This window comes from Labrys sp. (in: a-proteobacteria) (assembly GCF_047605565.1).
Classification (GTDB): domain Bacteria; phylum Pseudomonadota; class Alphaproteobacteria; order Rhizobiales; family Labraceae; genus Labrys; species Labrys neptuniae.
In genome coordinates this window covers 86,714-112,981 of record NZ_JASGFM010000010.1, presented here as the reverse complement: position 1 = coordinate 112,981, position 26,268 = coordinate 86,714, and the positions used below count along the sequence as shown (strand labels likewise).

Genomic DNA, 26,268 nt, shown 5'->3' with positions numbered 1-26,268 from the left:
GGCCCTTTCATTTCAATCGGCCCGCCCCCCAGTACATCCGTGGTAGGGCTGCCTTTCGATCGAGCACCCGACGCGTCCGCCGGATCACCCTTGAAAGGCTATATAGGGAGCCTTTGTGACGGGAACAAGACGGGCCGGAGCAAAATGCTCCAGCCCGCAGAGGGATTTCAGGCATCTGCCTCCACGAGCCCTCCACGTTTTGCTCCGGCAAGAAGGAGAACCAGGCTCGCCATGCCGGCGGCATAGGCGACCAGCGGCCAGGCGGTATCCCCCGGCAGAACCAGGACGACCAGGGTTCCGCCAATGCCGACCATCAGGCTCTGCACGCAGAAATACAGCGCAACCGCGGCGCCGGCGATGTCATCGAAGCCTTCGAGCGCGCCATTGGCGGCGATACCGCCGACGAGGACAATGCCGACGGCGATCACCCACATCGGCGCGAGGAAGCTCCACCAGGACGGCGCCCCCATGATCTCGCCCGCCGCGAGCAGGCCGGCGCCGGCCAGGATCGTCACCATCGCTCGTCTCAGACAACCCAGGCGCCCCCAGCGCTCGACACGGCCGGGCACGAAGCGCGTTGCGACCATCATCGCCAGGGCGGCCGTGGCGAAGGCAAGGCTGAAGGCCAGGGGCGAATAGCCGGCCCTGTCGATCAGCACCCGTGGCGCGGTGGAGAAGAAGACGAAGAAGCTCCCCATCGCCGTGCCGAAGCCTGCCGTATAGGTCCAGAACGCATAACTGCCGAGAACCGTGATGGCAGGGCGCCGGGCGAGTTCCTGTGGCGTTTGCCGGGTCTCGGGCCAGCGCCATGCTGCATGGACGAGGGCGCCCGTCATCAGCAGCCCAAGCGTGACGAAGATCGCCCGCCAGCCAAAATGATCGGCGATGAGTGCCCCCGCGACCGGTCCCAGGGCCGGCACGAATGCCAGCATGGCGCTGAACAGGCTGTAGATGATGGCGCCCTCGGGACGTTCGGCATAGACATCCCGCACCGTGGCGAAGGTCGCCACCAGGCAGGCGGAAGCGCCGGCTGCCTGCAGGAAGCGCAGGGCCAGGAAGATGACGGCGTTCGAACTGGCTGCAAGTCCCAGAGAAGCGAAGAGGAACACGACTGCACCGCCGATCAGGATCGGCCGGCGGCCGACACGGTCGGACAAGGGCCCGAAGATGATCTGTCCCACCCCGAGCATCACCATATAGAGGCTGAGGGTCAGCTGGACCACCGACGCGCTGGTACCCAGCGCTGCCGGCATGATGGGCACGATGGGCAGATAGATATCCATGGCCAGGGAAGCGAGGATATCGAAGGGGGCCATCAGCAGCAGGGCCGACGGCAGGCAATGACCCCAGACGGGGTTTTTGGCAGGCATGACAAAACATCCGCTCAAATGAAAACATTCGGCGGCGGTCTGCCTCTTCAGTGCAAAACCGGACGGGATCGGACAGAACGCCGCAACAACATCGACATGTCGTTGCGGCCTAGCGGTCCGACGATTTGAGGCCCTTCATGTCCGGCTCCTGTCAAACGGATGAAACGAGGCCTTTAGCAAAATGCCGACGGACGAACAATCCTCGGCAGTCAGGATCCCTGTCAGGCCCCGCCCCCTCACTCAGGATTGCATGCCTTCCAAATCGGAGACGAGGCGCAGATAACCGCCGCGATAGTCCCCGAAATCGGTCAGCTGCGCATCCACCGACTGGCTCGCAGTCTGGCATCGCCCCACCCAGCTGCGTACGCCGGCGACATCCTCGGTCGTCGTCTCCAGCTCGGCGCCGATATGGCGCTGGAGGAAAGCGGTAAGGGCCGCGACGGCCTCGTCAAACCCCGATGCCGTTGCCAGCATCAGGCTTTCATACAGCTTGCGCTCTTCCTCGTCGGTCTCGGCATTGTAGTCCGGCTCGCCATCGAAACCCGGCGGCGAGCCCATATCCTCGAGGGTCTTCATTAGGTGCGGCTTTCCCATCATCGCCTGATTCAGCTGCGCGGCTTTTCGAGCCGGGCGACGAGGCTGCAAGTATCCCAGCGCCGGCCGCCCATGGCCTGGACCTCGGCATAGAACTGGTCGACCAGGGCCGTCACCGGCAACTGGGCACCGTTCGCCCGGGCCGTATCGAGGCAGATGCCCAGATCCTTGCGCATCCAGTCGACGGCGAAACCGAAATCGAACTTGCCTTCCTGCATCGGCTTCCAACGGTTCTCCATCTGCCAGGATTGCGCGGCCCCCTTCGAGATCACGCCGATCACCTTCTCGAGGTCGAGCCCAGCCTTGTTGGCGAAATGGACGCCCTCGGACAGGCCCTGCACCAGCCCGGCGATGCAGATCTGATTGACCATCTTGGTCAGCTGCCCGGCACCCGAAGGTCCCATGAGCTGGCAAGCTTTGGCATAGTGGGCAATCACCGGTTCGGCCCGGGCGTAGACATCGGCATCGCCGCCGCACATCACCCCGAGCGCACCGTTCTCGGCGCCGGCCTGCCCGCCGGAAACCGGGGCGTCGATGAAGCCGAGGCCGAGCTTGCCGGCCGCTTCATACAGTTCGCGCGCGACCTCGGCGGAAGCGGTGGTGTGGTCGACGAAGATGGCGCCCTTCTTCATGCCGGAAAAGGCGCCTTGCGGCCCAGTCGTCACCGAGCGCAAATCATCGTCATTGCCCACGCAGGCAAAGACGATGTCGGCATCCTTGGCTGCCTCGGCCGGGGTCGGCGCGGAGGCGTTGCCGTATTTCTCTACCCAGGCCTGCGCCTTGGCGGGCGTACGATTGTAGACGGTAACCTGATGGCCACCCTTTACGGTCAGATGGCCCGCCATCGGAAAGCCCATCACGCCGAGACCGAGAAACGCCACTTTCATCGCAAGAACTCCTTTATCCCAGCGCTTCTAGAGCAAAGCGCGTTCAAGCGTGAACGCTTATTTGCTCCGGCTCCGTGTTCCCAAGCCAATCCAAAGGATCGGCTAAGGCGTCTTTGCGACTCTGGGCTTCCACCAAATCGCAAAACGCTTGAGCAGCTGCAGGGCTCAATAGATCGAGAAGGGGAAATATTTGTCGTTGATCGTCTTGTAGGTACCATCAGCAACGATATCGGCAATCGCCTTGTTGAGCTTTTCAGCAAGATCCACATCGCTCTTGCGCAGGGCGATCCCCTCGCCCTCCCCGAAGAACCTGGCATATTTCGCCAGGTCGACATCGGCCTTCAGTTCACAGCAGGTGCTTTCGGGCTTGCCCAGCCAGTCGGCCAACATCAGCTTGTCGGCAAGCACGGCATCGAGGCGCCCGGTCACAAGATCGGCATTGGCCTCGCTTTGGCTGCCATAAAGCTTGATCTGGGCCCCTCCTGCCTGGATCTCCGCCTGCAGGAAGGAAGCCTGCACCGTATTGGCCACGACGCCGACCACCCTGTCCTTCAGTCCCGCCGCATCCCAGGTGGCGATCTTGCTGTCCTTGCGCGCCACGAAGCTCGTCGGCCGGTCGTAATAGCGGTTGGTGAAGGCGACCTGGCGTCGCCGCTCAGGGGTGATCGACATGGAGGAGACGATGGCGTCGACCTTGCCGGCGTTCAAGGACGGAATCAGGGCATCCCAATCGAGGACTTCGAAACTGCAGGTCGCATCCATTTTCCGGCAGAGCGCCCTGGCGATATCGACATCGAAGCCGATGGGCTGATCCTGGGCATCGAGCTGGTTGAAGGGCGGATAGCCGCCCTCGGTGGCGATGCGGATGGATTTCCACTCCCTTGCCGAGGCCGAGCCGCCGGTGAAGGCGGCGAAAGCTGCAGCCAAGATGAGAGCGCCGATCCGAATCATGCCATCTCCTCGATGCTTCCCCGAAGTGCCCGGCGATTTGGTGCAACCGCCCACAGGGAGTTCAGCCATTCAAATGTGGCATTCATACGCGATTGCGCCGCCCGGTCCGCCGCCGCGCCGCCATCATGGCGTCGAAAGCATCGCGGGCGGCTTGCAAGGCCGGCGTTTGCGCAAAGCGATCCGGCAATCTCGCCATCAGCACCAGGCGATCCTCCTCGCTCATCTCCACCCAGCGGCCGATTTCCAGGCTGGTGCGTCCGCAACCGATGCAGAAGCCGCTCGCCGCATCGATGCGGCAAATGGCGACGCAAGGTGTGGAGGTGATCTGCATGGCGTTCACAATCCGGCTAGCGAGGTATCAATAATTTAGACATGCCAGCCCAGAGGCGCCAGAGCGCCTGCCAGGATTGCCATTTCGGCAAGCATCACGGCAGCACCGCAGACATCGCCGGTCTGCCCGCCAATCTGCCGTTCAGCCAGCCGCGTGACAGCATAGGCCGCCGCAAGCCCCGCCAGGGGTGCGAGAACCGACATGAAATGGCCGGTTCCGGCCCAGGCCAGCAAGGCAGTTACGGCCATGGCAGGGATGGCGCCGGAACGCCAGGCATGGCCGGTCAGGCGGCCTGCCGAGGCACCGGCACCATCCGGACGGGCCGGTCCCAGCAGAACCAGCGGCAGCAGCCCCAGGATGCGGGAAGTGGCGACGGCAGCGGCCAGAACCAGGCCCGTACGCCAGACATCGCCGATCGCCGTCAGCAACGCGGCGAGCAGCGACACCCGGGCGGCGAGAGCCAGCATCAGGGCGGTCGCTCCATACGCACCGATGCGCGAATCACGCATGATCTCCAGCTTGCGCTCGAGCGTGCCGCCACCGCCGAAACCATCGGCGACATCGGCAAGCCCGTCCTCATGCATGGCACCGGTCATCACCGCCACGGCAGCGACCGCGAAAATCGCGGCAACCGTCACTGGCAGACCGACAAGATGGGCGAGGACCAGCACGACGGCCGCCGCGAGACCAAGCACGGTGCCCGCCAGCGGTGTCACCGGCGCCAGCCTTTCCATGTCGGGCCGGCCATGCGGATCGACCTCGAAGGACAGGACGGGCACCGGCAGGCGCGACCAGAAGCGCAAAGCCTGCGGAACGCTGGCGAGAAAGGGTGAATGCATCATGGCGACAACCTGCATGCCATGCTGGCCCCCATCAAATCAACGGTGCGACGGGCTCGCTCGCCCCTGCTCCTGCTTACTCCCCCGTGTCGAGACCGGGGCATCAACCGTCGTCACGCGACCTTTCCGCCGCGCGGTCATCGGTCTATAAGCGCCGCAAATCATCTCTCCCACATTGGAAACATCCCAATGGCTTTTGCCGGCACCGCCCTGCCCTTCGACGACATCCGCGAGCTCGCCCGCAGCATGCCCGCCCTCGACGCCAACGCCGTGGCGGGGGTGAAGCAGCGCGACGGTCAATTGACCAAGCCGCCGGGCAGCCTCGGCCGGCTGGAGACCATCGTCGAATGGCTCGCCGCTGTCCAGGCCACGGCGTCTCCCACCGTCTCGCGCCCGCTGGTGGCGATCTTTGCCGGCAATCACGGCGTGGTCGCCCGCGGTGTTTCGCCCTATCCGCAGGAAGTCACGCGCCAGATGCTGGAGAATTTCGCCGCCGGGGGCGCCGCGATCAACCAGATCTGCTCGACCTTCGACATCGGCCTCAAGGTTTTCGACCTCGCCCTCGACATCCCCACCGGTGACATCACCTGCGAGGCGGCGCTCGACGAAAAGGCCTGTGCGGCCACCATGGCCTTCGGCATGGAGGCGGTCTCCGGCGGCATCGACCTGCTGGCCCTGGGGGAGATGGGCATCGGCAACACCACCATCGCCGCCGCCATCTATCATGCCCTCTATGGTGGGGAGGCTGCCCATTGGGTCGGTCGCGGCACGGGTGTCGACGATGCCGGCCTGGCTCGCAAGATCGCAGCCGTCTCGGCCGCGGTCGAATTCCACCGCAGCCATCTCAAGGACCCGCTTGAAGTGCTTCGGCGCCTGGGCGGCCGCGAAATCGCAGCGATGGCCGGCGCCATCCTGGCGGCCCGCAGCCAGCGCGTGCCCGTGGTGCTGGACGGTTATGTCGTTTGCGCCGCCGCGGCCATTCTCCACGCCATGGATCCTACCTTGCTGGACCATTGCGTCGCCGGACATGTCTCTGCCGAGGGGGCTCATGGCGATGTACTGGTTCGCCTCGGCAAGAAGCCGCTGCTTGATCTCAACATGCGACTCGGCGAAGCATCCGGCGCGGCCCTGGCGATATCCCTCATCAAGGCGGCTCTTGCCTGCCATACCGGCATGGCGACCTTCGCGCAGGCTGGCGTCACCGACAAGGCTTGAGCTGCGCTCGTTGGTACAAACGGGGCGTCGCGACGACTGGATGTAACAAACCGTTACATCTCGTGTTCGAACCGCGAAAGCTTTGCCGCGAAGTGGTCACGATCGGGCGCTAGGCCTGACTCGCTGCCAGAGTCGGGTATGTTTCGGCAAAAATGCCTGCTTTGCTCTAACTTTGTTTCGACGCGTCTTTACGATTTCCGGATGATCCACCCGATCGCAAGGCGCTTTAGGAGCCTATTCATGTTCAGGACGATCAGTGCCGCCATCGCCGTGCTTGCCTTTACGGCGCCTGGTTTTGCCGGCGAGAAAACGGATCCCCGCTGCAGCCAATATGGCGAAGGGTTCGCTTATTCGGCCGATACCGGCATGTGCATCAGGGTCGGCGGCGAATTCAGGGCCGATTACGGGTTCAGGAAGCAGAGCGGCCTCGGCCAGCAGAGCGGCTTTGGCTCCACCGTCAAGGGCCATGTCGATGCGCGCGGCAACAGCGATCTCGGCCCGTTTCGCATCGTGGTCGAACCGACCGCCCGCAAGTTCTGAACCAGGCAGCTTTCCCGATCGAATCGCGAAGCTCGATCGGGCGGAAGCCGCAGGATCTCAGGTGCTTGCGATGCTTCATCCCCGTTCGCTTTGTGCGTTTTCGCACAGACAGTTTTGGCATTTCGTGAGCCGGCGGCTCCTGGCTCATTCTCGCCGGTTTTGCCTGCTTTCTTTGAGTTGAAGTTCCGGGACTTTTCGGTTCATACCGGTGGGTGACTTGACGCACATCATCCGGTTGAAGCCTCGCCGATCCTGCGAGGCTTGTTATCGAAATAGAACAGACTTCGGCATGAGGCAGATCCTTTTCCGCTCCCTCCAATTCGCGGCGCCCCGGCGGCAGGAGGCCCTGCCATGCGCGTGACGGTGGTCGGCTGTGGCGATGCCTTCGGATCGGGAGGACGGTTCAACACCGCCAGCCTGGTCGAGATCGAGGATGCGCAGGAGGGCCGTACCGTCTGCCTGCTGGATTGCGGTGCGACGACGATGACGGCGCTCGGCGCCATGGGCATCGATCCCGACCAGATCGACCTGATCATGCTGACCCACCTGCATGGCGATCATTTCGGCGGCATTCCCTTCCTGCTGCTCGATGCCCAGTGGGTGCGCAAGCGCACCCGTTCGCTGCGCATCATCGGCCCACCCGGCACGATCGAGCGCCTCTCCACCACCATCGAGGCGTTGTTCGCCGGCGCCACCATGGAGACGCCCTGGAGCTTTGCCTGGAGCGTGGAGGAAATGGCACCGGGGACGCAGCGCGAAGCCCAGGGCCTCACCATCCGTACCGTCGAGGTGGTCCATCCCTGCGGCGCGCCGGCCACGGCGGTGCGGCTGGAAGGCGGCGGCAAGGTCTTCGTGCATTCCGGCGACACCGAATGGACCGAGGTCCTGCCCGAGATCGCCGACGGCGCCGACCTGCTCTTCCTCGAATGCTTCGCTATCGAGGAGACCCCGCCCCATCTCGACTATAATCGCCTGCTCGCCCGCCGCGGCGACTTCAACGCCAAACGCGTGGTGCTCACCCATATGGGCCCGACCATGCTGGCCTATCGCGACAAGGTCGACCGCAGCCTGTTCGACCTTGCCGAGGACGGCATGGTGATCGAGGTCTAGCGGCTCCTCCCGGAGCGCGGACATCTTGTCCGCTCTTGTAGAGACATTGTCGGTTGGCAAGAAGAGCGGACATCGCGACATGTCTTCATGGCGCTGAGATGTCCGCGCTCCTACTGTCGTCACATCGGCGGCGCAGCACCGTTCTGCCCGGTGGCCACGCTGTTGGTTCGCCAGTCCTTGCCGTCAGGCTGGGCCACGACGAACACAGCGATCCCAGGTTTGATGATCGTTCGCTCGGCCGCATTGAACTGCACCACGGGAACCTGCGGCGGGATCATGATCTTGCGGCTGCCGCCGGGAAAGGTGAGCGTGACCTCCCGTCCCGCCGCGGTCGAGACGACCTCGCCCCCCACCGTGCCGTTGGTCATGCGCGCGCCCGGCTGGGAATCCCAATCCCGCTCGCCCTCGCCGCTCTTGACGCCCGGCGGGAAGACATGGACCTCCAGCGATTTGCCCGAACCGTCCGCCTGGGGGATCTGCGCCGTGCCGATGAAGCTGCCGGCATGGATGGCCTCGACGCTGATGGGTGCGACCAGCCGGGCCTTCCAGTCAGGTGTGAGATGGATCGCAACGCTCTGGCCGTCCTTGGTCTTGAGGCTGAGCCCCTTGCCGTCCAGCGCCTCGATCGTGCCGCGGAAGATCTTGCGCGGCGCCTCCTGCGCCTGGGCCGGGAGGATGAAGGCGAGCGCCAGCAAGCCGGCAAGCCGATAGGGTTTCGTCATGATGCAAACTCCACGCCCCCGCGACGCAACAGCGTCCCCGGGGACACCCTTGTGTCCCCGATGACGCAGCATAGCGCCGCGGCGGGACGAGGCGATTCACTTTGGCGGGAGCGGTACGCGATCGGCCCGATCAGGCCGCCTTGGCCTCGATGGCGCGGCGGACATGCGCGGCCGCCTCGAACAGCACTTCGACCCCGGCTCCCGGCTTGACCGCCTCGGTGGCGAGATGGCGCCGGTAGAGCCGCGCGCCCGGCCGGCCCGGGAAGAGGCCGATCATGTGGCGGGTGATCGAGCTCAGCCGTACGCCCTCAGCCAGCTGCGCCTCGATATAGGGCGCCATCGCTTCGATCGCCTCGAAGCCGTCGGCGACGGGCGCGGCCACGTCGAACAACGTGGGATCGACGGCCAGCAGGATTTCTGGGTTCTGATAGGCCTCGCGCCCAACCATCACGCCGTCGAGACGGGCCCGGTGCGTGCTCCATTCCTCGACGGCCTTGATGCCGCCATTGATGGAGATGTTGAGATCGCGATTGGCTTCCTTCAGCCGGTAGACGCGGCCATAGTCAAGCGGCGGCACGTCGCGGTTTTCCTTGGGGCTCAGGCCCTTCAGCCAGGCCTTGCGCGCATGCACGATCAGGGCATCGGCGCCAGCAGCCCGGACGGCCGCGGTGATACGGTCGAGCGCCGCCTCGGGATCCTGCTCGTCGATGCCGATGCGGCACTTGACGGTGACGGGCAGGTCGACCGCGGCCTTCATGGCGGCGATGCACTCGCCGACGAGTTCCGGCTCCGCCATCAGGCAGGCGCCGAACCGTCCCTCCTGCACGCGGTCGGACGGGCAGCCGACATTGAGATTGATCTCGTCATAGCCGAAATCGGCGCAGATGCGGGCCGCAGTGGCCAGGTCCTTCGGATTGGAGCCGCCGAGCTGCACGGCGATGGGATGTTCCTCGCCGGAAAAGCCGAGCAGACGCTGCCGGTCGCCATGGATCACGGCACCGGTGGTCACCATCTCGGTGTAAAGCAAGGCCTTCGCCGAGAGGATGCGATGGAAGAACCGACAATGACGATCCGTCCAGTCCATCATCGGGGCGATGGAAAAGTCTCTGTCCAACATGCTGCTTTCGTTGCTCTTTTACGCTCGCAGCGCCCATCAGGAGGGCATCGGGCCGCAGAGCGCCTGAGGCTCTTACAGCATTTTCCTGTCTTTTCAAAGAGTTGATCGGCCCATCGTCACCCGACGCGCTCGACATAATAGCGCGGGACGCGCCCCTTCTCTCGGTCACGATAGAAATCAGCGCAGAAATCGGCAAAGGCCCGGAAGCGGCGCGAGACGTGCCGGCGGCGGGAGTAGATCACGTCCATTCGATGAAGCGATCTCCATGAGGCCGGCAAGCGCGTTCTGGTCCGCGACGTGAAGAACCCGGGCAAGAAGGTCGGCAACGACACCTGGTGGGATCTGCCCGGCCCCGCCCTCGATATCATTAAGGCAATGTTGCGCTCCGCTGAGGAGATCTTCCCTTACAAGGTTGACGCGATAAGCTCCGGCTTCACCAGGCCGTGCAAGCTCCTTGGTATCGAAGACCTGCACCACCACGACCTGCGCCATGACGGCGTCAGCCGTCTTTTCGAGCTGGGGATGAACATTCCGCACGCGGCCGCCGTCTCTGGTCATCGATCGTGGAGCTTGCTGCAGCGCTATACACACATCAGGCAGACTGGTGACAAATATGCCAAGTGGAGTTGGATTTCTGCCGCCATTACGCCAATGGACCCAAATCGGCGATAATGGCACCACAATTACGCATCAGCGACGCGGCTTTACCCGGGAATTTGCGCGCCCTGCTTTTCCGCGCGAGCCATACCGTCTACGATAGACTGCAACATATTGCGTTCATCACCAGTAATATCGGAGCTATCCAAATGCTTTCGGGCGAGGTCGAGAATTTTATTCATGTCATATACCTGTAACTCAGGAAGCCTATCCATACTATATGTCACTAAGGAAGAACCGAGACTTCGGCTAACTAACCCTCTGGCTGTTTTTACCATAGCAATTGGGCTATCCTCAATTAGAGCGTTCAACCAAGACCTCGGAGTATCGACGCCTACTAAATCCTCCCACGCCCTCACTATGTCAAAGTAAAATGGCGCATTAGGAAGGCTTCCGTCGTCTCGCGAAGATTCGATTTTCGATAGCAACACAGGCTTTAGACGTTCAAAATCCTCCATTTGAATTAACGCGTCACTCGTGAAATCAGAAGGAAAGACACCCAAATCTCGCCCCATATCGACAAATACCGTCGCACAAAACGCAACCGATGAAGTATCTTTAAATGCAATATAAAGAGACTTCCCAGCTTCAGCGGAGCCCCAAAGCTTCAGCATCTCACGGAATAAAAATCGAATCTGGGCCCTGGGACTCAAGAAGACTAACCCCGGCTCCCATTCAATTGAGATAACCTTGTCGCCGACCTGAAAGATTTCATCAAGTAAGGCCTGCGTTGGTCTTACAGCATTGCGTCCGTGAAATCTGACACGAAGTTCCTCCAACATCTGCAGGAACATTGGCTCCCTACGTCTCGTGTTTTGGCCGATAAATTGATTGAAGATATTCGCAATCACATCTCGCTCATCTAGATTGGCAAATATTGTTTCCACCGTTTTCTTAGAAATAACATCTTTCGGCAGTCCCCAGCTAAAATATGTATCATACCCTTCCTTGCTTCCAACCCCTCGACGCTTAATAGTATTATCGTAATTCTCTGCACCAACCACTTCTGAATCAAGCCATTTAGATGCAGTTGGAAAAAGGACAGAAAGCACAGTCAATATTTGCGAACCGTTATCTTGACCGTGAAAGCGTTTTTTTAAATTTTCAACTTCGGATGTCTTAACCGCATCCCTGGCCATGACGAAACGGCCTTCCGAAAAAAGGAAGTCACGATTGTCGCGAATCCAACTAAATGCTGCTGGATCAAACAACTTCAGACCTTCCATTGCTAATAGATCCTGCCCATCTAACTCATTTTCAAAAGTGGGCCACGCCAGCTTGACTGCGTTAGAGAGCTTGAGAATATCGCGAGGAGAATTAATCCAGCGCTGAACGCCGTCCCTAACGAGATACTCCCATCTGAGATTCCTCTCAAATCCATCGAGCAAAAAAGAAATTTCTCTGTCTAGAATTGCCAACAAGTCATCTTTTCTTGGGTGAGGCAACTCAATTTCCTGCTGAATAATTTTTTCAGAATATCTCGGAAGATTCTGTGGGCCTTCAGCGTTCGTTGCCCTCTCAACAATGCGTCGATCATAAGAAAGTATGTAAATAACATTTGGAAGCTGACCTACGGTCTTAACCATCTGCATGATGGATCGAATCTCACTATCATCCAAACGATCTAGGTCATCAATCACAACTACAATACGTTTCTTGGAATCGCCCAGCTGAGCCCTCAGCTTTTCGTATGCCATTTGAATGGACGGCTCATCAAGAAAACGACTTATCATTCCGTTGATCGACTTTTTGGCCATCGCACCAGCAAATCCCGCCCCAACTTTGGTGGGATCAATGGTCATGCCTAGCGTGGCTAACGCATCAACTAATGAGTCGGCCGGGCCCCTAATCGTACGCAAGAACCTTTTCCATTTGTTTTTCCACCAGCCATCCTTGCGCTCGAAACGTTCAGATAAAATCTTAAAGAAAGATGCCATAAGATCTTGATGGCCTGCAACTATCCATGGCTTAAATTCAATAAACTCTATCATATCATCTGGATTTTTAATTTCCTGATTGTGCTTGTTTACATACGCTCTTACGAAATTAATTGTTGTCGACTTACCGCTACCCCAACGCCCATGCAAACCAAACACATAGCCATTGGGCGCACTCAGCCGCCTGATGGCATTGAAGAGCATCGCAGCAAACGGAGCATACCCGAGCAAATCATCCCGCCAAGGGTTTGCCTTGGGAAGATCGTCTCCGAGTTCATATTTACTTTGAGGAGCGCCCCTCATCACCGGTCGCCTCGTATTTTCCTGCTTCGAAGGGTAATTATATGGGATGCTTCTTGAGCTTCAATTCAACTACTGGGCATGAGTTACCTTAGCGGGCTTAATTGTTGCAATTCAAGGCTCCCGCGATGGCGAATTTTAAGCTCTCAATCCAGTTGACGTTTGTTGCCAACGGCGAAACGGCACTAGCCCGGTTCCAACGTCTAGAACGACCGCTTACAAGTCGCTTGTCTCCTGAGCAGCTTCAAAGGTCGTTCCGACAAACCGACGTGGAATGCCCTCTTGAGACTGTTATGATATTCGCCCGTGTCGGAACGCCGTACTTTGTGTTTAGGAGGGTGGAGTGGCCAAGCTGCCATCAACTAGGGACGTTCAAGAAGCCCTTAAGCACATTCTTTGGACGAGAGACGGCAAGACGATCACCGCCTCTGAGGCCTATCAACTCCTGGCGGAACACTTTCAGTTGGATCCGACGCTAACTCGCCGGGTGATCAGGCACGGAGCCGGCCAAGAAAACGCCTGGCAGAACCGATGCCGTACCGCTAGAAGGAACCTGGTTGCGCTCGGGGCAATGGAAAGAAGCCCAAGGAACCAGTGGTCTCTGACGGAGAGCGCGCGCAAGGGAATGCGCCGCAATCTTAGGGAGCTTGGGCTATAGTAGTGGATTATTTGCACTCGCGGCGCCCATCGAGAGGGCATCGGCCACCAAACGCCCGAGATTCTTCCAGCATTTTCCCGTCTTTTCAAAGAGTTGATCGGCCCGCCCTCAGCCGACGCGCTCGACATAATAGCGAGGGACCCGCCCCTTCTCTCGGTCACGATAGAAATCGGCGCAGAAATCGGCAAAGGCCCGGAAGCGGCGCGAGACGTGCCGGCGCCGGGAATAGATCAGGTTGATCGCTGTCTCCGGCGAACGCCAGTGCGGCAGCACGGGCGCAAGCAGGCCGTGCTCGCATTCGGTTTCGACGAAGAAGCCGGGCAGATAGGCGATGCCCTCGCCGGCCACCGCGAAATATTTGAGGGTCCAATAGTCGTTGGTCATGCAGCTCACCGGCGGCAGGATGTCGGTCTCCGTGCCCTGTGCATCGGCAAGGTACCAGGATTGCGGGCGGGTGGGCTGGCGGAAGATCAGGCCGCGATGGCGGGCGAGATCCTCGGTCGTTTCCGGCAGGCCGTGGCGCTCGAGATAATCGGGGCTGGCATAGAGCCCGTAGGAGGCCGTCGCCAGGCGGCGGCTGACATAGTCGATCTCGGACGGCTCACCCCAATGAAAGATGCCGTCGAGGGCAAGTTCGGTGACATCCGAGAAGGGCTGGCGCGAGGTGAGGAACATCACGTCGAGCACCACCTGCGGATAGTTCTGGCGGAAGGCGAACAGCAGTTCGGAGGTGATAGTGGTGCCGAACTCGCCGGTGGAACCGACCCGCAGCGTGCCGGCGACCTCGTGGCGCATCTCGGCCATGGCCGTCGCCGCGTCCTCGCAACTGGCCTGGATGCGGCGGGCATGACGCAGCAATTCGGAGCCGGCATCGGTGACATGAAGGTGATGGCCCTCGCGCACGAAGAGCTCGACGCCGAACTCGTCCTCGAGCTGGCGGATGCGGTGGCTGAGCGTCGATTTGGGCAGGCGGTGCAGCCGGGCGGCGGCGGAGATCGAGCGGGCATCCGCCACTTTCACGAAGCAATCGATGATGGAAAGGTCCATGCCGGCCTCAATTTCGTTCAAAGAATTGGACGATCAGTTCATCGAATAGCCCAATTCGGCCAGTTGTGTAAACGATCGATGGCCGGAATACTCCCTTCCAATCCAGGGAGGTTTCAGTGACGGATATACGGGAGTTCATTCGCGCCGCGTCGGGCCATGGCGCCAAGGCGAGCCTGGCGGTTCGAGGCGGCCGGCTGGTCAATGTGGTATCGGAGGAGATCTACAAGGCCGACATCGCCATTCTCGGCGATCGCATCATCGCCGTGGGCGACATCGCCGACCATATCGGGCCCGAGACCGAGATCGTCGATGCCAGCGGCAAATATCTCTGCCCGGGCATGATCGACGGGCATCTGCATGTCGAATGCTCCAAGCTCTCGATCACCAGCTTCGCCAAGGCCGTGGTGCCACTCGGCACCACCTCGATCGTCACGGGTCTCGACCAGATCATCGTGGTGGGCGGCCCGGCCGCGGCCCGCGAATTCCTCGACGAGGCGCGGCAGACCCCGCTGAAAGTGTTCTGGGGCGCACCCTGCAAGACGCCCTACACCATGCCCCGCTCCACCGTCGGGCACTATTTCGGCCCGCAGGATCACCTCGCCACCCATCACTGGCCGGAATGCGTCGGCATCTGGGAGACGGTGCGCGAGTTCATCCAGGAAGAAGATGCCGACGTGCTCAAGGCGATCGAGATCGCCGAGGCCAGCCGCCTGCCTCTGCTCGGCTGCTGCCCGATGACGCGCGGCGCCCGGCTCGACGCCTATCAGCAGGCCCGCGTGCGCGCCGACCATGAGAGCTACACGCCCGAGGAGATGCTGGAGAAACTGCGCGCCGGCATGCATGTGGTGGTGCGCGAATCCTCGATCTCGCACTTCCTGTCCGACAATCTGCGCATCGTCACCGAAATGGGCGTGAAGGCACTGCGCCGCATCAGCTTCTGCACCGACGACGTCGTCGCCAGCGACATCCTGGCCCGCGGCCATCTCGACAACATGGTCCGTATGGCGATCGCCATGGGCATCTCGCCGATGGCGGCGATCCAGATGGCAACGATCAATGGCGCCGATGCGCTGAGGATCGACGACAAGGTCGGCTCGATCTCGCCGGGCCGTGCCGCCGATATCCTGCTGGTCAACGACCTGCGCGACTTCAAGATCGAAGCGGTGATCGCCAAGGGTGCCCTGGCGGCGCGCGACGGCAGGATGGCCGTGGAGCTCGCGCCGCCGCCGCGTAGCGAGGCGCTGCTGCACTCGATCAAGCTCGAGCCGGTCAAGCCCGAGGAGATCGTGGTGCCCGTCACCGGCGCCGGCGACAGCGCCGACGTCCTGGCGATCGCGGTCACGCCCGAGAAGATCTTCGTGCGCACGCGGCGCGACGTGACGCTGCCGGTGAAGGACGGGCGTGTGCAAGCCGATATCGGCCAGGACGTGCAGTACATCACCGTGGTCGAGCGCTACGGCAAGACGCGCAACCGCCCCGTTGCCTTCACTTCGGGCTTCGGCCTGAAGGCCGGCGCCATGGCCAGCTCCACCGCGCCCGACGACAACAACATCATCTGCATCGGCACCAATCCAGAAGACATGGCCGTTGCCATCAACCATCTCATCGCCAACCAGGGCGGCCAGGTGGTGGTGCGCGACGGCAAGGTGCTCGAATTCCTGCATCTGCCGATCGGCGGCATCGTGGCGGATATCGAGCCTCAGGCAATGGCCGAGAAGGAATTGCGGCTCGACGACGCGGTGCGGAGCCTGGGCTGCGACCTGCCCTGGCCGTTCATGTACATGTTCGTGCTGCAGATCACGGCGATTCCCGACTACGCGATCACCGATCTCGGCGTGGTCGATTGCGTCAATCTGAAGGTGATCTCGCCAATGATCCAAGCGGCGGGCAGCGACATCGGGGCAGCGGCATAGACGGCCCCTGCCCAGCTCCATAACGACAATAATCCTGAGGGGAAGAGAAATGGGCTATCAAACCGATGTCGAGGCAAGGGGAACGGGCCAGGGCCAATCCTGGCTCGCCGCCGCGCTCGACCGCTATTTCCGGATATCGCACTTCGGATCGACGGTTCGCACCGAGATCCTGGCCGGGCTGACGACCTTCCTGGCGGCTTCCTACGTCATCGTCGTCAATCCCGCGATCCTGCTGCCGGCCGGAATTCCGTTCTCGGCCGGCGTCACCGCCACCGTGCTGGTCAGCTTCATCGGCAGCTGCGCCATGGGGCTCTATGCCCGCAGCCCGATCCTGGTGGCGCCCGGCATGGGTATCAACGCGCTCTTTACCTATACGATGGTGCTCGGCGCCAAGGTGCCGCTGGAGATCGCGCTCGGCTGCGTGTTGTGGGCTGGCGTGCTCTTCACCATCATGGCGATCCTCGACCTGCGCACGGCGGTGATCGAGGCGATACCGGCAGACCTTCGCTATGGCATCGCCTGCGGCATCGGCCTGTTCATCGCCCTGATCGGCCTGGTCAATGCCAAGTTCATCGTCTCGAATGCCGACACCATCGTCGGGCTCACCCATTTCTCGCCGGTGACGCTCACCTTCATCGCTGGTTTCATCGTCACGGTCGCGCTGGTGGTGCGCCGGCTGCCCGGCGCCATGATGCTCGGCATGATCACCACCACCCTTCTCGCCATCCCGATCGGGCGCTGGTGGGGCGATGGCGCCGCCTTCAATGCCGGCACGCCCGATCTGCACACGCTGGTCAACTGGAGCGGGCTGACCGCCGCCCCCGATTTCAGCTTCGTCGGCAAGATCGATCTGCTCGGCGCCCTGCAATTTGCCTATGCGCCCTTCATCTTCGTGTTCCTGTTCACGAATTTCGTCGAGGCGCTGTCGACCTTCCTCGGCCTGGCCGAAGCTGCCGACCTCAAGGACGAGAACGGCATGCCGCGCAACGTCAAGCAGTCGATGCATGTCGACGCCGTCGCCGCGCTGATCTCGGCGCCGCTCGGCACCAGCCCGGCCACGGTCTATCTGGAATCGGGCGCCGGCATCGCCCAGGGCGGCCGCACTGGCCTGGTCGCGCTGGTCTCGGGCCTGCTCTTCCTGCCCTTCCTGTTCCTGTCGCCGCTGCTTTCCCTGGTCCCGGCCATCGCCACGGCGCCGGTGCTGATCCTCACCGGCCTGTTCATGTCCGAGCCGATGGGCCGCATCCGATGGTCGAGCATGGAAGACGCCATCCCGGCCTTCCTCGCCATCGTGCTGATCCCCCTCACCTTCTCGATCACGCTCGGCCTGTCGCTCGCGGTCATCGCCTATGTCCTGCTCAAGCTTCTCGCCGGCAAGCCGGGCGAAGTGAGGCCGGTGATGTGGTTCATGGCGGTGCTCGCGGCCATGCTGGTGCTGCAGGTGCAGGCCTGACGATCCGCGCGGGCGGGTGCCTCGACGCCCGCCCGTCACTTCTTCGAATTGAAAGGACAGCAGGACATGCTGAAGCCCTGGTCTGAAATCGCGCCCCGGCTGGTCGACGTCGCCATGGGCCGCACGCCGGCCGATCTGGTCATCCGCAACGGGCGCTGGGTGAACGTCTATTCCGGCGAGATCGTGCCGGGAACCGACATCGCCGTTTCGGCCGGGCGCTTTGCCTATGTCGGCCCGGATGCCGGCCACGCCATCGGCCCCGAAACCAGGGTCGTCGACGCCGCCGGGCGCTATCTCGTGCCGGGCCTGTGCGACGGCCACATGCATGTCGAGAGCGGCCTGGTCACGGTGACCGAGTTCGCGCGCGCCGTCATCCCGCATGGCACCACGACCATGTTCATCGATCCGCACGAGATCGCCAATGTGCTCGGCCTGCCGGGCGTCAAGCTGATGAACGACGAGGCGCAAAGCCTGCCGATCAACATCCTTGTGCAGGTGCCGAGCTGCGTGCCGAGCGCGCCCGGGCTGGAGCGCGCCGGTGCCGAACTCAGCGCCGATGACGTCAAACAGGCCCTGTCCTGGCCCAACATCATCGGCCTCGGCGAGATGATGAATTTCCCTGGCGTCGCCTCGAACGATGCCAAGATGCTGGCGGAGATCGCAGCGACCCAGGCGGCCCGCCTCACCGTGGGCGGCCACTATGCCTCCCCCGATCTCGGCCGCGCCTTCCATGCCTATGCGGCTGGCGGCCCGGCCGACGATCACGAGGGCACCACGGTGGACGACGCCATCGCCCGGGTGCGCCAGGGCATGCGCGCCATGCTGCGCCTCGGCTCGGCCTGGTACGACGTCGCCGCGCAGGTCAAGGCGATCACCGAGCGCGGCCTCGATCCGCGCAACTTCATCCTGTGCACTGACGACAGCCATTCCGGCACGCTCGTCAATGACGGCCATATGAACCGGGTGGTGCGCCATGCCATCGCCCAGGGCCTGAAGCCCGTCACCGCCATCCAGATGGCGACGCTCAACACCGCGCAGCATTTCGGCCTCGAACGCGAGCTCGGTTCGATCGCGCCGGGCCGCCGCGCCGATCTCATCATCAGCTCCGACCTTGCGGCCCTCCCTGTCGAGATGGTGTACGCCCGCGGAGAGCTGCTGGCCGAGCATGGGGCGCTGACGGCGGAGATCCCGCGCTACGCCTATCCGGACAGTGCCTGCAACACGGTTCGGCTCGGCAAGCGCCTGGAGGCCGGGGATTTCGACATCGCCGCGCCCGGCGCCTCCGAGGTCACGGCCCGGGTGATCGGCGTGGTCGAGAACCAGGCGCCCACCAAGGCGCTGGAAAGGACGCTGCCGGTCGAGGACGGCATCGTCGGCATGGACAGGGCCAATGATGTCTGCCAGATCGCCCTGGTCGAGCGCCACCGCGCCACGGGCGAGGTGGTCAACGCCTTCGTGTCCGGCTTCGGCTACACCAGGGACTGCGCCATGGCCTCCACCGTGGCGCATGACAGCCATCACATGATCGTGGTGGGCACCAACAAAAGCGACATGGCGCTGGCTGCCAATCGGCTCGGAGAGGTCGGCGGCGGCATCGTGATGATCAGCGAGGGCCGCGAACTCGCTTTGGTCGAACTGCCCGTGGCCGGGCTGATGTCGGACGAGCGGGCGGAGATCGTGGCCGGGAAGGCGGGCCGGCTGGTCGAGGCGATGCGCGCCTGCGGCTGCACGCTCAACAACGCCTATATGCAGCACTCGCTGCTGGCGCTGGTGGTCATCCCGGAGCTGCGCATCTCCGACAAGGGCCTGATCGACGTCACCCGATTCGCCAAGACCTCGGTGCTGGTGGAGGGGTGACGCAAACCGAAAGCGGCGTGCCGGTCACGCCGCCTTCGCCGGACCGGCGGGGAAGACACCGGACATCACCGAAAAGCCCTGGATGCGCTTGACCCTGTCGGCCCAGCGGCGGATCGCCGGATAGTCCTGGCGGGGAATGCCGCCCTCCTCCGACAGCATCACATAGGGAAAGCAGGCAATGTCGGCGATGGTCGGCTGGGGCGCGCTGCACAGCCAGTCGCGCTTTTCCTGCTCGCCGAACCACAAATGCTCGTCGAGGATGCGGAACAGGCGGTGGGCGCCGGCCCGCGCCGCCTCGACGTCGAGCTCGTAGAACAGGCCATCATGCAGCCGCGCCGCCGAAGCCGTGGCGGTGATGCCGTCGGCGAAGGCCAGCCACTGGCTGATCTCGCCGAGCAAGGCCGGATTATCGCGCGGATACCAGCTGCCCCCAGCGTCATATTGGGCGGCGAGATAGACCATGATGGCCTGGGCGTCGCGCAGCACCAGCCCGTCATCCTCGATCACCGGCAATTGGCCGAGCGGATTGATCCTGAGGAACCAGTCCGACTTGTGCTCGCGGCCGGGATAGAAATCGACCGGCACGGTTTCATAGGGGATGCCGAGGATGCCCATCAGCAGGCGCAGCTTGTAGCAATTGCCCGAGAGTTCGTAGTCGTAGAGCTTGATCACGGTCATATCCCAGAATTGCAGTCTTGCAGGAAGAGTAGTGTTTCGTCATTGCGAGCGTAGCGAAGCAATCCAGGCTTAGCCGCACTCGAGAGACTGGATTGCTTCGCTACGCTCGCAATGACGGCTACAAAAATTATCGTTGCGCTAGAGATCGAGAATGAGGCGGGCGGATTTGGCACGCGACACGCAGGTCATGATCTTGGTGCCCGACTTCTTCTCGGCTTCGGTGAGATAGACGTCCTGGTGATCGGGCTCGCCCTCGATCACCGAGCACAGGCAGGTGCCGCAGGCGCCCTGCTCGCAGGAGGACGGCATGTCGATACCGGCCTCGCGCATGACTTCAAGAATGGTGCGCCCGGCCGGCACCTTCAGCGTCATGTTCGAGCGCGCCAAAGCGATCTCGAAGCTGGAACTATCGTCGATCTCCTTGGTGTTCTTGAAATACTCGAAATGTACCGCCTCTTCCGGCCAGCCGAGCTCTGCGGCGATGGCGCGGGCCGCCTCCAGCATCGGTCCCGGGCCGCAGAGATAGAGATGCGTGTCGCCATCATAGGCCCCGAGGATTTCGCGCAGCTTGGCCGCCGTCGCTTCCGGGCCGAGCCCGAGATGCGGCACCAGCGTTGCCTTCAACAGCTCCAGCCGATCGCGGAAGGCAAGCTGTGCCTCGTTCTGTGCGAAATAATGGAACTCATGCGCCAGCCCCTGGTGATACAGCGCCTGAGCCATGGCCAGCATCGGGGTCACGCCGATGCCGCCGGCGATGAAGATGGTCTTCAAAGCATCCCGGCGCAGGGGGAAATTGTTGCGCGGATCGGAAATCGCCAGCACGTCCCCTTCCCGCACGCTGTCATGCAGGCAGGCCGAGCCGCCCTTGGACTCGCGCTCCAGCTTGACGCCGATGACATAGCGGTCGGCCTCGCCGGGGCCGTTGGTGATGGAATATTGGCGGATCAGGCCGTTGGGCAGGTGCACGTCGATATGGGCGCCAGGCTGGAAGGTCGGTAGCAGGCCCTTCACCGGACGCAGCTCGAAACCGGCAATGCCATCGGCCGCCTGCCATTTGCGTGCCACCTCGACGCGAATGGTGGCCTTGCGCCCATGGGCGGCGAGTTCGGGCATCTCGGCAAGCTCGGGCGAGACGCGTTCGATCACCGCCTCCAGGGGCGTCGGCGTCGGCCGGGCAGCCGCTTCGCGCTCCAACCTGTCGCGCAATTTCGACAGGAGCTCATTGTGATGGCGCAGCACCGCCAGCCGTGCAGGCCCTTCCGGGATGGCATCGAGCACGCCCCGGATGACGGAGCGGTTGGAATCGACCGGCTGCACGAAGAAGACCGCCAGGGTCAAATGCTCGCCCTCCTTGGCGCGCAAGGCCACGCTCAACCCATCGGCGGCCTCGGCTACCGTCTCGGCCGATGTGCCGGCCAAGGCATCGCTCGGCTGGAAGCGATAGGCCTTCAGCCCTTCCGCCACGAATTCTGGCGGGGCATTCACCGGGATGCCGCGCAGGGCGAGGAGGTTGCCTTCCGAAAGACCGGTGATCTCCGGCACCTCGCCGAGCAGTTCCTCCGCCGACCAGATCAAGCCGTAGCGCTCGATCGAGGCGAAGGTGCGGTTGGTGATGGTGCGCGCCGGGGCATCGGCCGGATGGGCCGGGATATAGGTGCAGCCCGCCGTGCGGTTGGAATAGCGCCAGCCATGATACTGGCATTTGAGCTCCCGCCCGTCATTGATGCCGATGGACAGGCGCACGCCACGATGCAGGCAGCGGTTCTCCCAGATGTTGACGTAGCCGTCATCGGCGCGCCAGACGGCGAATTCGCGGCCGAGCAACTGGCCATGGAAGACATGGCGGAACGGCAGGTCGTGAGACGCGGCAATGGGATGCCAGCGGGTCTTGGCGGTCTCGAACATGGTGGTCTCCGGAATTCAGCAAAGCGTTTTGCGATGAGACGTCGTCACGTCGAACCGCAAAGACGCGTCGAAACAAAAAGCGAGAGCAAATAGGCGTTCACGCCTGAACGCGCTTTGCTCTTGTCGTCAGGTCGCAGCCGGGATGACGCCATATGTCACGCCCTTCTGGCTGAGCCAGCGGCGATAGGCGATCGCCGACTTGTCGGCGCGGATCGGCGTTTCGGCCCTGGGATCGAGCGGCAGGCGCTTGGGGAACTGGTTTTCGAGGATCGGCTTGTCCTGCCCGAAGATGGTCTGCTGGAAGCGCTTGATCACCTTGTCCTCGTTCTCCTCGTCGAGGACGCACAGCATCATGTGGGCGCGGACATGCTCCTGGTCGACCGGCTGCAGGAAGACGGCGATGACGTCGCGCCGACTCTCGTCGGCCGGGCTCGATTTGTAGAGCACCGAGCAGAAGGGATGGGGCACGCGGTAGACATAGTCGACATCGGCACCGCCGGTCGAGACGGTCGAAGCCATCGGCTGGAAGAAGCGGCAGCGCGTCGCCAGGATCTCGTCGCGCTCGACCGAGATCTCGACGTCATATTCCTTCACCTCGGTATGCGGCTCGGCGCCGAGGATGTCGGTGTGGACATAGGGAAAGTGGCCCATGTCGAGGAAGTTCTCGATGGCGCGCGGCGCCGAGACATTGACGCCCACGGTCGCGGCATTGAGGCGGCGGCGATCGGGTTCGGCGAATTCCGGGATGGGAAAGAGCTCGGCCGGCGGCGTGCCGAGTGAGGTCCAGAGATAGCCATAGGCAAGCTTGACCGGAAGGGTGTCCTCCAGGCTCGCGATATCGACGCTGCCCCCCTGACGAAGGCCGGGCCGGACCCGCCAGGCCGCGGCGTTACCCTGCTCGTCGACGGCATAGCCGAGCCTTTCCTCCAGCAGCACGGTCTCCGCCACCCTGCCGACGGGCATTTCGACAATTGCCGCAAGCGGGTGCCACAGATTGAGGGTCACCGGATCCTTGCATCGTGTCTGCGTCATGGCTCTTCCTCTTGAATCTCGGGGCGCAAGGCTTCAAAGCCGCGCCGGAATGGCGCCGTAGGAGACCGCATGGTCCCTGAGCCAGCGCCGGTAATGGACGGAGACGGCGTCGGCCCGGATCGGCGTCTCGGCGCGCGGATCGAGCGGCAGGCGCTTGGGCAGCTGGTTCTCCAGGATCGGCTTGTCCTGGGCGAAGATCAACTGCATGAAGCCGCGGATGGCGGCCTCGCCGGTGCCGTCCTTCACATAGCAGAGCAGCGGATGAGCGACGCAATTCTCCTCGTCCACCGGCTGGACGAACAGCACGATCACGTCCGAGCGATGCTTGTGTATGGAATTGCTCTTGTAGAGCGCCACCGTATAGGGCCGGATCACCTTGTAGACATAGTCGACCGTAAAGCCGCCTTGCGCGGATGGCGAGGCAAAAGGCTGGAAGAATTTGCATTCGGTCGCCAGGATCTCGTCAGCCTCGGTAACGCGCACATTGTAGGGCGCCACTTCGGTATGCGGCTCTTCACCCAGGGTACCCGCATGCACGAAGGGCAGATGGCCCAGATCGAGGAAGTTCTCGACGGCCCGCAGCCCGGAGGCACGGACGGCGATGGAGCCGCCGGTCACCAAATAGCGGTCCCCCTCCTCGGCCTCCGGCACGCACGGAATGTCGCGCTCCGGCACGCCCAGGCAGGCCCACAGAAAACCATAGCGGCAGGTTGAGGCGACCGTGCGCCCATCATCCTCGCGGACAACCCGCCAATCGGCGCCGTCGCCACTGCGAAGATCCAGCGCCACACCCAGCAGGCGGGTTTGGACGGGCTTACCGGGTATCAGGTTCGTCAGGTCGGCAATCACATGCCAGTCGTTCAGAAGAACTTGGTCGCTACAAAGGGTTGCCTGGCTCATCGCACCCTCCCCTCGGCTAGCTCTTCCCCATGAACCTAGCTCTGTTACGGGCATTGGAACCACAGGATTGGATATCAATCAATTAAAAATTGCACGACAAAGAAGGATTCTTGATTGACAGGGCGAGAGGATTGAATACCGATATGATGCAGGCAGTTTGGACATGCCGTGCTGCCGGCGCGGGAGATAATGGGCATGAGCAGCCGCTCGCAGGCGATCGCCGACATCCTGACCCGGGCCATCATCGAGCACCGGCTGGTGCCCGGCTGCAAGCTCGGCGAACGGGAGCTCGCCGAAATCTTCGACGTCAGCCGCATCGTGGTGCGCCAGGCCCTGATCCGGCTCGCCGATGACGGCCTCGCCCAGATCGAGCGCAATCGCGGTGCCTTCGTCGCCCGTCCCGGCATGCAGGAAGCGCTGGAAATCTACGACGCGCTGACCCTGGTCGAACAGGGCGTGGCGGCCCAGCTCAGCGACCGGCTGGGCCCGGCCGGCTGGGCCGAACTGCGCCAGCACGTCGAACGCCAGCGCCAGGCCATCGCGGCCGGCAACGATGCCCTGGCGGACGTTCTCGGGCAGGAGTTCCACACGATCTTCGTCCGCCTCAGCCGCAACAAGGTGATGCAGGACATTCATGCCCAGCTCGTTCGCCGGACCACGCTGCTGCGCTCGCTGGTCACCGCCGATTTCGACTATTGCAACCTGATCGACGACCATTCGCGGGTGATCGACCTGCTCGAAAAGGGCCGCCTCAAACAGGCGATGGAGCTGATCGATACCCATCACCGCAGCGTGGTGCGCGGCTACATCATGGACCGACAGGTCTTCCCGGAGCTATCACCCCGCGAAGCCCTGGAGCCTTATCTGGAACCGAAAGCCGGCGAAGCTTTGCGAACCCGGCGCGAAACTGCCCAGAAAAGCAATGGTGAGTCGGCAAAACATCGCCACAGCCACACTTCGAAATAGACACTTCCATACAGACTCGGCGACAAGCCGGGCAATCACCGAGCCAACAGAGGACTGCCATCATGATCGACCTGACGAGGCGCAAATTCCTGCAATATTCCGGCATGGCCGGCGCTGCCCTGGGAACCGGGAGCTTTGCGAGCCGCGCTTATGCGGATGAGCCGCTCAAGATCGGTGTCGTCTACGTCTCGCCCATCGCCGATATCGGCTGGACCAAGCAGCACAGCCTCGGCGTGGAAGCGATCAAGAAGGAATTCGGCGACAAGGTCGCGATCACCGTCATCGACAACATCTTCATGCCGCAGGACGCCGAACGCGTCTTCCGTGAACTCGCCTCCTCGGGCAACAAGCTGATCTTCGGCACCAGCTTCTCACATGGCACGCCGCTGCAGAAGGTGGCGCCGCGCTTCCCCAAGATCGCCTTCGAGCATTGCTCGGGCATCGTGCACCTGGCCAATCTCGGCACCTTCGAAGCCAAATATTACGAGGGCACCTTCGTCGCCGGCGCCGCCGGCGCCCATATGAGCAAATCCGGCAAGATCGGCTTCATCGGCGGCTTCCCGATCCCCGACATCGTGGGCCCCGCCAATGCCCTGCTGCTCGGCGCCCAGAGCGTGAAGCCCGAGATCACCTGCAATGCGATCTTCCTCAATTCCTGGTTCGACCCCGGCAAGGAGAAGGAAGCGGCCAAGACCCTGCTGTCGCAGGGCTGCGACGTGATCTGCTCGATGACCGATACGGCGACCGGCGTGCAGGTCGCCGGCGAAGGCGGCGCCTGGTCGATCGGCTATGCCAGCGACATGGCCAAGTTCGGCTCCGGCAAGCAGCTCACCGCCTTCACGATGGACTGGTCGAGCGACTACGTGCGCGCGGCAAAAGGCGTGGCCGATGGCAATTGGAAGCCCGAGGCCCGCTGGGACGGCCTGGCCGGCGGCGTGGTCAAGATGGCGCCCTACAACGAGGCCATTCCCTCTGACGTGGTCACCAAGCTCAAGCAGCTGGAGGCCGATATCGGCTCGGGCAAGCTCCACCCCTATGCCGGCGAGCTCAAGGACCAGGCAGGCAATGTCAAGGTCGCGGCCGGTGCGGTGGCCACGGATGCCGAGATTCGCGGCATGAACTGGTTCGTCAAGGGCATGATCGGCAAGCTCGGGTGAGGAGAGAATCCGATCCCTCCGAGACAGAATGCACCCCGCTCGGCCGGGCCGATAAGGGCACGATTTGCCCTCTCCAGCGCAGCTGGGGAGGGTGGTCCGACAAAGTCGGGTCGGGAGGGGTGTGGCGGGCAG

General features: G+C 62.6%; 24 protein-coding genes and 1 pseudogene. 10 read left to right on the top strand and 15 right to left on the bottom strand.

What is annotated here, in order from left to right:
• Positions 1-167 precede the first annotated feature (167 nt).
• The 6 genes from cml to cobS all read right to left on the bottom strand — a co-directional run bounded on the left by cml (position 168) and on the right by cobS (position 4,975).
• Complete coding sequence (gene cml, locus QM672_RS11900) at positions 168-1,370, bottom strand: CmlA/FloR family chloramphenicol efflux MFS transporter (RefSeq protein ID WP_367623965.1); 1,203 nt, start codon at positions 1,368-1,370, stop codon at positions 168-170.
• A 240-nt stretch (positions 1,371-1,610) separates the two neighbouring features.
• Complete coding sequence (locus QM672_RS11895) at positions 1,611-1,946, bottom strand: hypothetical protein (RefSeq protein WP_367623966.1); 336 nt, start codon at positions 1,944-1,946, stop codon at positions 1,611-1,613.
• A 29-nt stretch (positions 1,947-1,975) separates the two neighbouring features.
• Entirely contained in the window at positions 1,976-2,851 is an 876-nt protein-coding gene (locus QM672_RS11890) for an NAD(P)-dependent oxidoreductase (RefSeq protein WP_394309966.1), read from the bottom strand.
• 165 nt (positions 2,852-3,016) lie between these two features.
• The gene (locus QM672_RS11885; protein ID WP_394309968.1) at positions 3,017-3,802 is read right to left on the bottom strand and encodes a transporter substrate-binding domain-containing protein; all 786 of its coding nucleotides are present in this window, start codon (positions 3,800-3,802) and stop codon (positions 3,017-3,019) included.
• Positions 3,803-3,884: 82 nt separating this feature from the next.
• Complete coding sequence (locus tag QM672_RS11880; protein WP_311933260.1) at positions 3,885-4,133, bottom strand: DUF1289 domain-containing protein; 249 nt, start codon at positions 4,131-4,133, stop codon at positions 3,885-3,887.
• Between the two features lie 35 nt (positions 4,134-4,168).
• Complete coding sequence (cobS, locus tag QM672_RS11875; protein WP_415082775.1) at positions 4,169-4,975, bottom strand: adenosylcobinamide-GDP ribazoletransferase; 807 nt, start codon at positions 4,973-4,975, stop codon at positions 4,169-4,171.
• 186 nt (positions 4,976-5,161) lie between these two features.
• On the opposite strand from cobS, the gene cobT reads away from it, so the two are divergent.
• The 3 genes from cobT to QM672_RS11860 all read left to right on the top strand — a co-directional run bounded on the left by cobT (position 5,162) and on the right by QM672_RS11860 (position 7,837).
• On the top strand, positions 5,162-6,187 hold the full coding sequence (gene cobT / locus QM672_RS11870; RefSeq protein WP_415082773.1) for a nicotinate-nucleotide--dimethylbenzimidazole phosphoribosyltransferase: 1,026 nt from the start codon (positions 5,162-5,164) through the stop codon (positions 6,185-6,187).
• A 240-nt stretch (positions 6,188-6,427) separates the two neighbouring features.
• Entirely contained in the window at positions 6,428-6,727 is a 300-nt protein-coding gene (locus QM672_RS11865) for a porin (RefSeq protein ID WP_068286944.1), read from the top strand.
• 351 nt (positions 6,728-7,078) lie between these two features.
• Positions 7,079-7,837, top strand: a complete 759-nt coding sequence (locus tag QM672_RS11860; RefSeq protein ID WP_311933263.1) for an MBL fold metallo-hydrolase — start codon at positions 7,079-7,081, stop codon at positions 7,835-7,837.
• 119 nt (positions 7,838-7,956) lie between these two features.
• Here the strand turns inward: QM672_RS11860 and QM672_RS11855 are convergent, their stop codons facing one another.
• The 3 genes from QM672_RS11855 to QM672_RS11845 all read right to left on the bottom strand — a co-directional run bounded on the left by QM672_RS11855 (position 7,957) and on the right by QM672_RS11845 (position 9,924).
• A complete protein-coding gene (locus tag QM672_RS11855; RefSeq protein ID WP_415082770.1) occupies positions 7,957-8,559 on the bottom strand; it encodes a hypothetical protein in 603 nt (200 codons plus the stop codon).
• A 130-nt stretch (positions 8,560-8,689) separates the two neighbouring features.
• Positions 8,690-9,676: a tRNA dihydrouridine(20/20a) synthase DusA gene (dusA, locus tag QM672_RS11850; RefSeq protein ID WP_415082768.1), complete on the bottom strand. Its 987-nt coding sequence runs from the start codon at positions 9,674-9,676 to the stop codon at positions 8,690-8,692.
• 116 nt (positions 9,677-9,792) lie between these two features.
• Positions 9,793-9,924 (bottom strand): hypothetical protein, encoded by a 132-nt coding sequence (locus QM672_RS11845; protein ID WP_415082766.1) that lies wholly within the window; start codon positions 9,922-9,924, stop codon positions 9,793-9,795.
• A 25-nt stretch (positions 9,925-9,949) separates the two neighbouring features.
• On the opposite strand from QM672_RS11845, the pseudogene QM672_RS11840 reads away from it, so the two are divergent.
• A pseudogene (locus QM672_RS11840) lies at positions 9,950-10,348 on the top strand (tyrosine-type recombinase/integrase); the annotation flags it as partial.
• Between the two features lie 32 nt (positions 10,349-10,380).
• Here the strand turns inward: QM672_RS11840 and QM672_RS11835 are convergent.
• Positions 10,381-12,573: a P-loop NTPase fold protein gene (locus tag QM672_RS11835; protein WP_415082764.1), complete on the bottom strand. Its 2,193-nt coding sequence runs from the start codon at positions 12,571-12,573 to the stop codon at positions 10,381-10,383.
• Between the two features lie 340 nt (positions 12,574-12,913).
• Here QM672_RS11835 and QM672_RS11830 point away from each other — a divergent pair, with 340 nt between their 5' ends.
• Positions 12,914-13,228 carry a winged helix-turn-helix domain-containing protein gene (locus tag QM672_RS11830; protein ID WP_415082762.1) on the top strand — a complete coding sequence of 105 codons (315 nt, stop codon included), beginning with the start codon at positions 12,914-12,916 and terminating at the stop codon, positions 13,226-13,228.
• A gap of 108 nt (positions 13,229-13,336) precedes the next feature.
• Here QM672_RS11830 and QM672_RS11825 read toward each other — a convergent pair whose 3' ends face one another.
• Positions 13,337-14,275 (bottom strand): LysR family transcriptional regulator, encoded by a 939-nt coding sequence (locus QM672_RS11825; RefSeq protein ID WP_415082760.1) that lies wholly within the window; start codon positions 14,273-14,275, stop codon positions 13,337-13,339.
• A 116-nt stretch (positions 14,276-14,391) separates the two neighbouring features.
• On the opposite strand from QM672_RS11825, the gene QM672_RS11820 reads away from it, so the two are divergent.
• The 3 genes from QM672_RS11820 (at position 14,392) to ade (ending at position 19,498) form a co-directional block, all read left to right on the top strand.
• Positions 14,392-16,188, top strand: coding sequence for an adenine deaminase (locus QM672_RS11820; RefSeq protein WP_311933267.1), 1,797 nt, complete (start codon positions 14,392-14,394; stop codon positions 16,186-16,188).
• Positions 16,189-16,237: 49 nt separating this feature from the next.
• On the top strand, positions 16,238-17,641 hold the full coding sequence (locus QM672_RS11815) for an NCS2 family permease (protein WP_415082758.1): 1,404 nt from the start codon (positions 16,238-16,240) through the stop codon (positions 17,639-17,641).
• A gap of 66 nt (positions 17,642-17,707) precedes the next feature.
• Positions 17,708-19,498 carry an adenine deaminase gene (gene ade / locus QM672_RS11810; RefSeq protein ID WP_415082756.1) on the top strand — a complete coding sequence of 597 codons (1,791 nt, stop codon included), beginning with the start codon at positions 17,708-17,710 and terminating at the stop codon, positions 19,496-19,498.
• 24 nt (positions 19,499-19,522) lie between these two features.
• On the opposite strand, the gene QM672_RS11805 is transcribed toward ade, so the two are convergent.
• The 4 genes from QM672_RS11805 to QM672_RS11790 form a co-directional block, all read right to left on the bottom strand.
• Positions 19,523-20,170, bottom strand: coding sequence for a glutathione S-transferase family protein (locus QM672_RS11805; RefSeq protein WP_415082840.1), 648 nt, complete (start codon positions 20,168-20,170; stop codon positions 19,523-19,525).
• Positions 20,171-20,314: 144 nt separating this feature from the next.
• Positions 20,315-22,081 carry a 2Fe-2S iron-sulfur cluster-binding protein gene (locus tag QM672_RS11800; protein ID WP_415082754.1) on the bottom strand — a complete coding sequence of 589 codons (1,767 nt, stop codon included), beginning with the start codon at positions 22,079-22,081 and terminating at the stop codon, positions 20,315-20,317.
• A 126-nt stretch (positions 22,082-22,207) separates the two neighbouring features.
• On the bottom strand, positions 22,208-23,113 hold the full coding sequence (locus tag QM672_RS11795; protein ID WP_415082752.1) for an aromatic ring-hydroxylating dioxygenase subunit alpha: 906 nt from the start codon (positions 23,111-23,113) through the stop codon (positions 22,208-22,210).
• Positions 23,114-23,146: 33 nt separating this feature from the next.
• Positions 23,147-24,013, bottom strand: coding sequence for an aromatic ring-hydroxylating dioxygenase subunit alpha (locus QM672_RS11790; protein ID WP_415082750.1), 867 nt, complete (start codon positions 24,011-24,013; stop codon positions 23,147-23,149).
• Between the two features lie 195 nt (positions 24,014-24,208).
• On the opposite strand from QM672_RS11790, the gene QM672_RS11785 reads away from it, so the two are divergent.
• Together QM672_RS11785 and QM672_RS11780 are read left to right on the top strand one after the other, a co-directional pair.
• A complete protein-coding gene (locus QM672_RS11785; RefSeq protein WP_415082748.1) occupies positions 24,209-24,979 on the top strand; it encodes a GntR family transcriptional regulator in 771 nt (256 codons plus the stop codon).
• 62 nt (positions 24,980-25,041) lie between these two features.
• Positions 25,042-26,136 carry a BMP family ABC transporter substrate-binding protein gene (locus QM672_RS11780; RefSeq protein WP_415082746.1) on the top strand — a complete coding sequence of 365 codons (1,095 nt, stop codon included), beginning with the start codon at positions 25,042-25,044 and terminating at the stop codon, positions 26,134-26,136.
• Positions 26,137-26,268 lie beyond the last annotated feature (132 nt).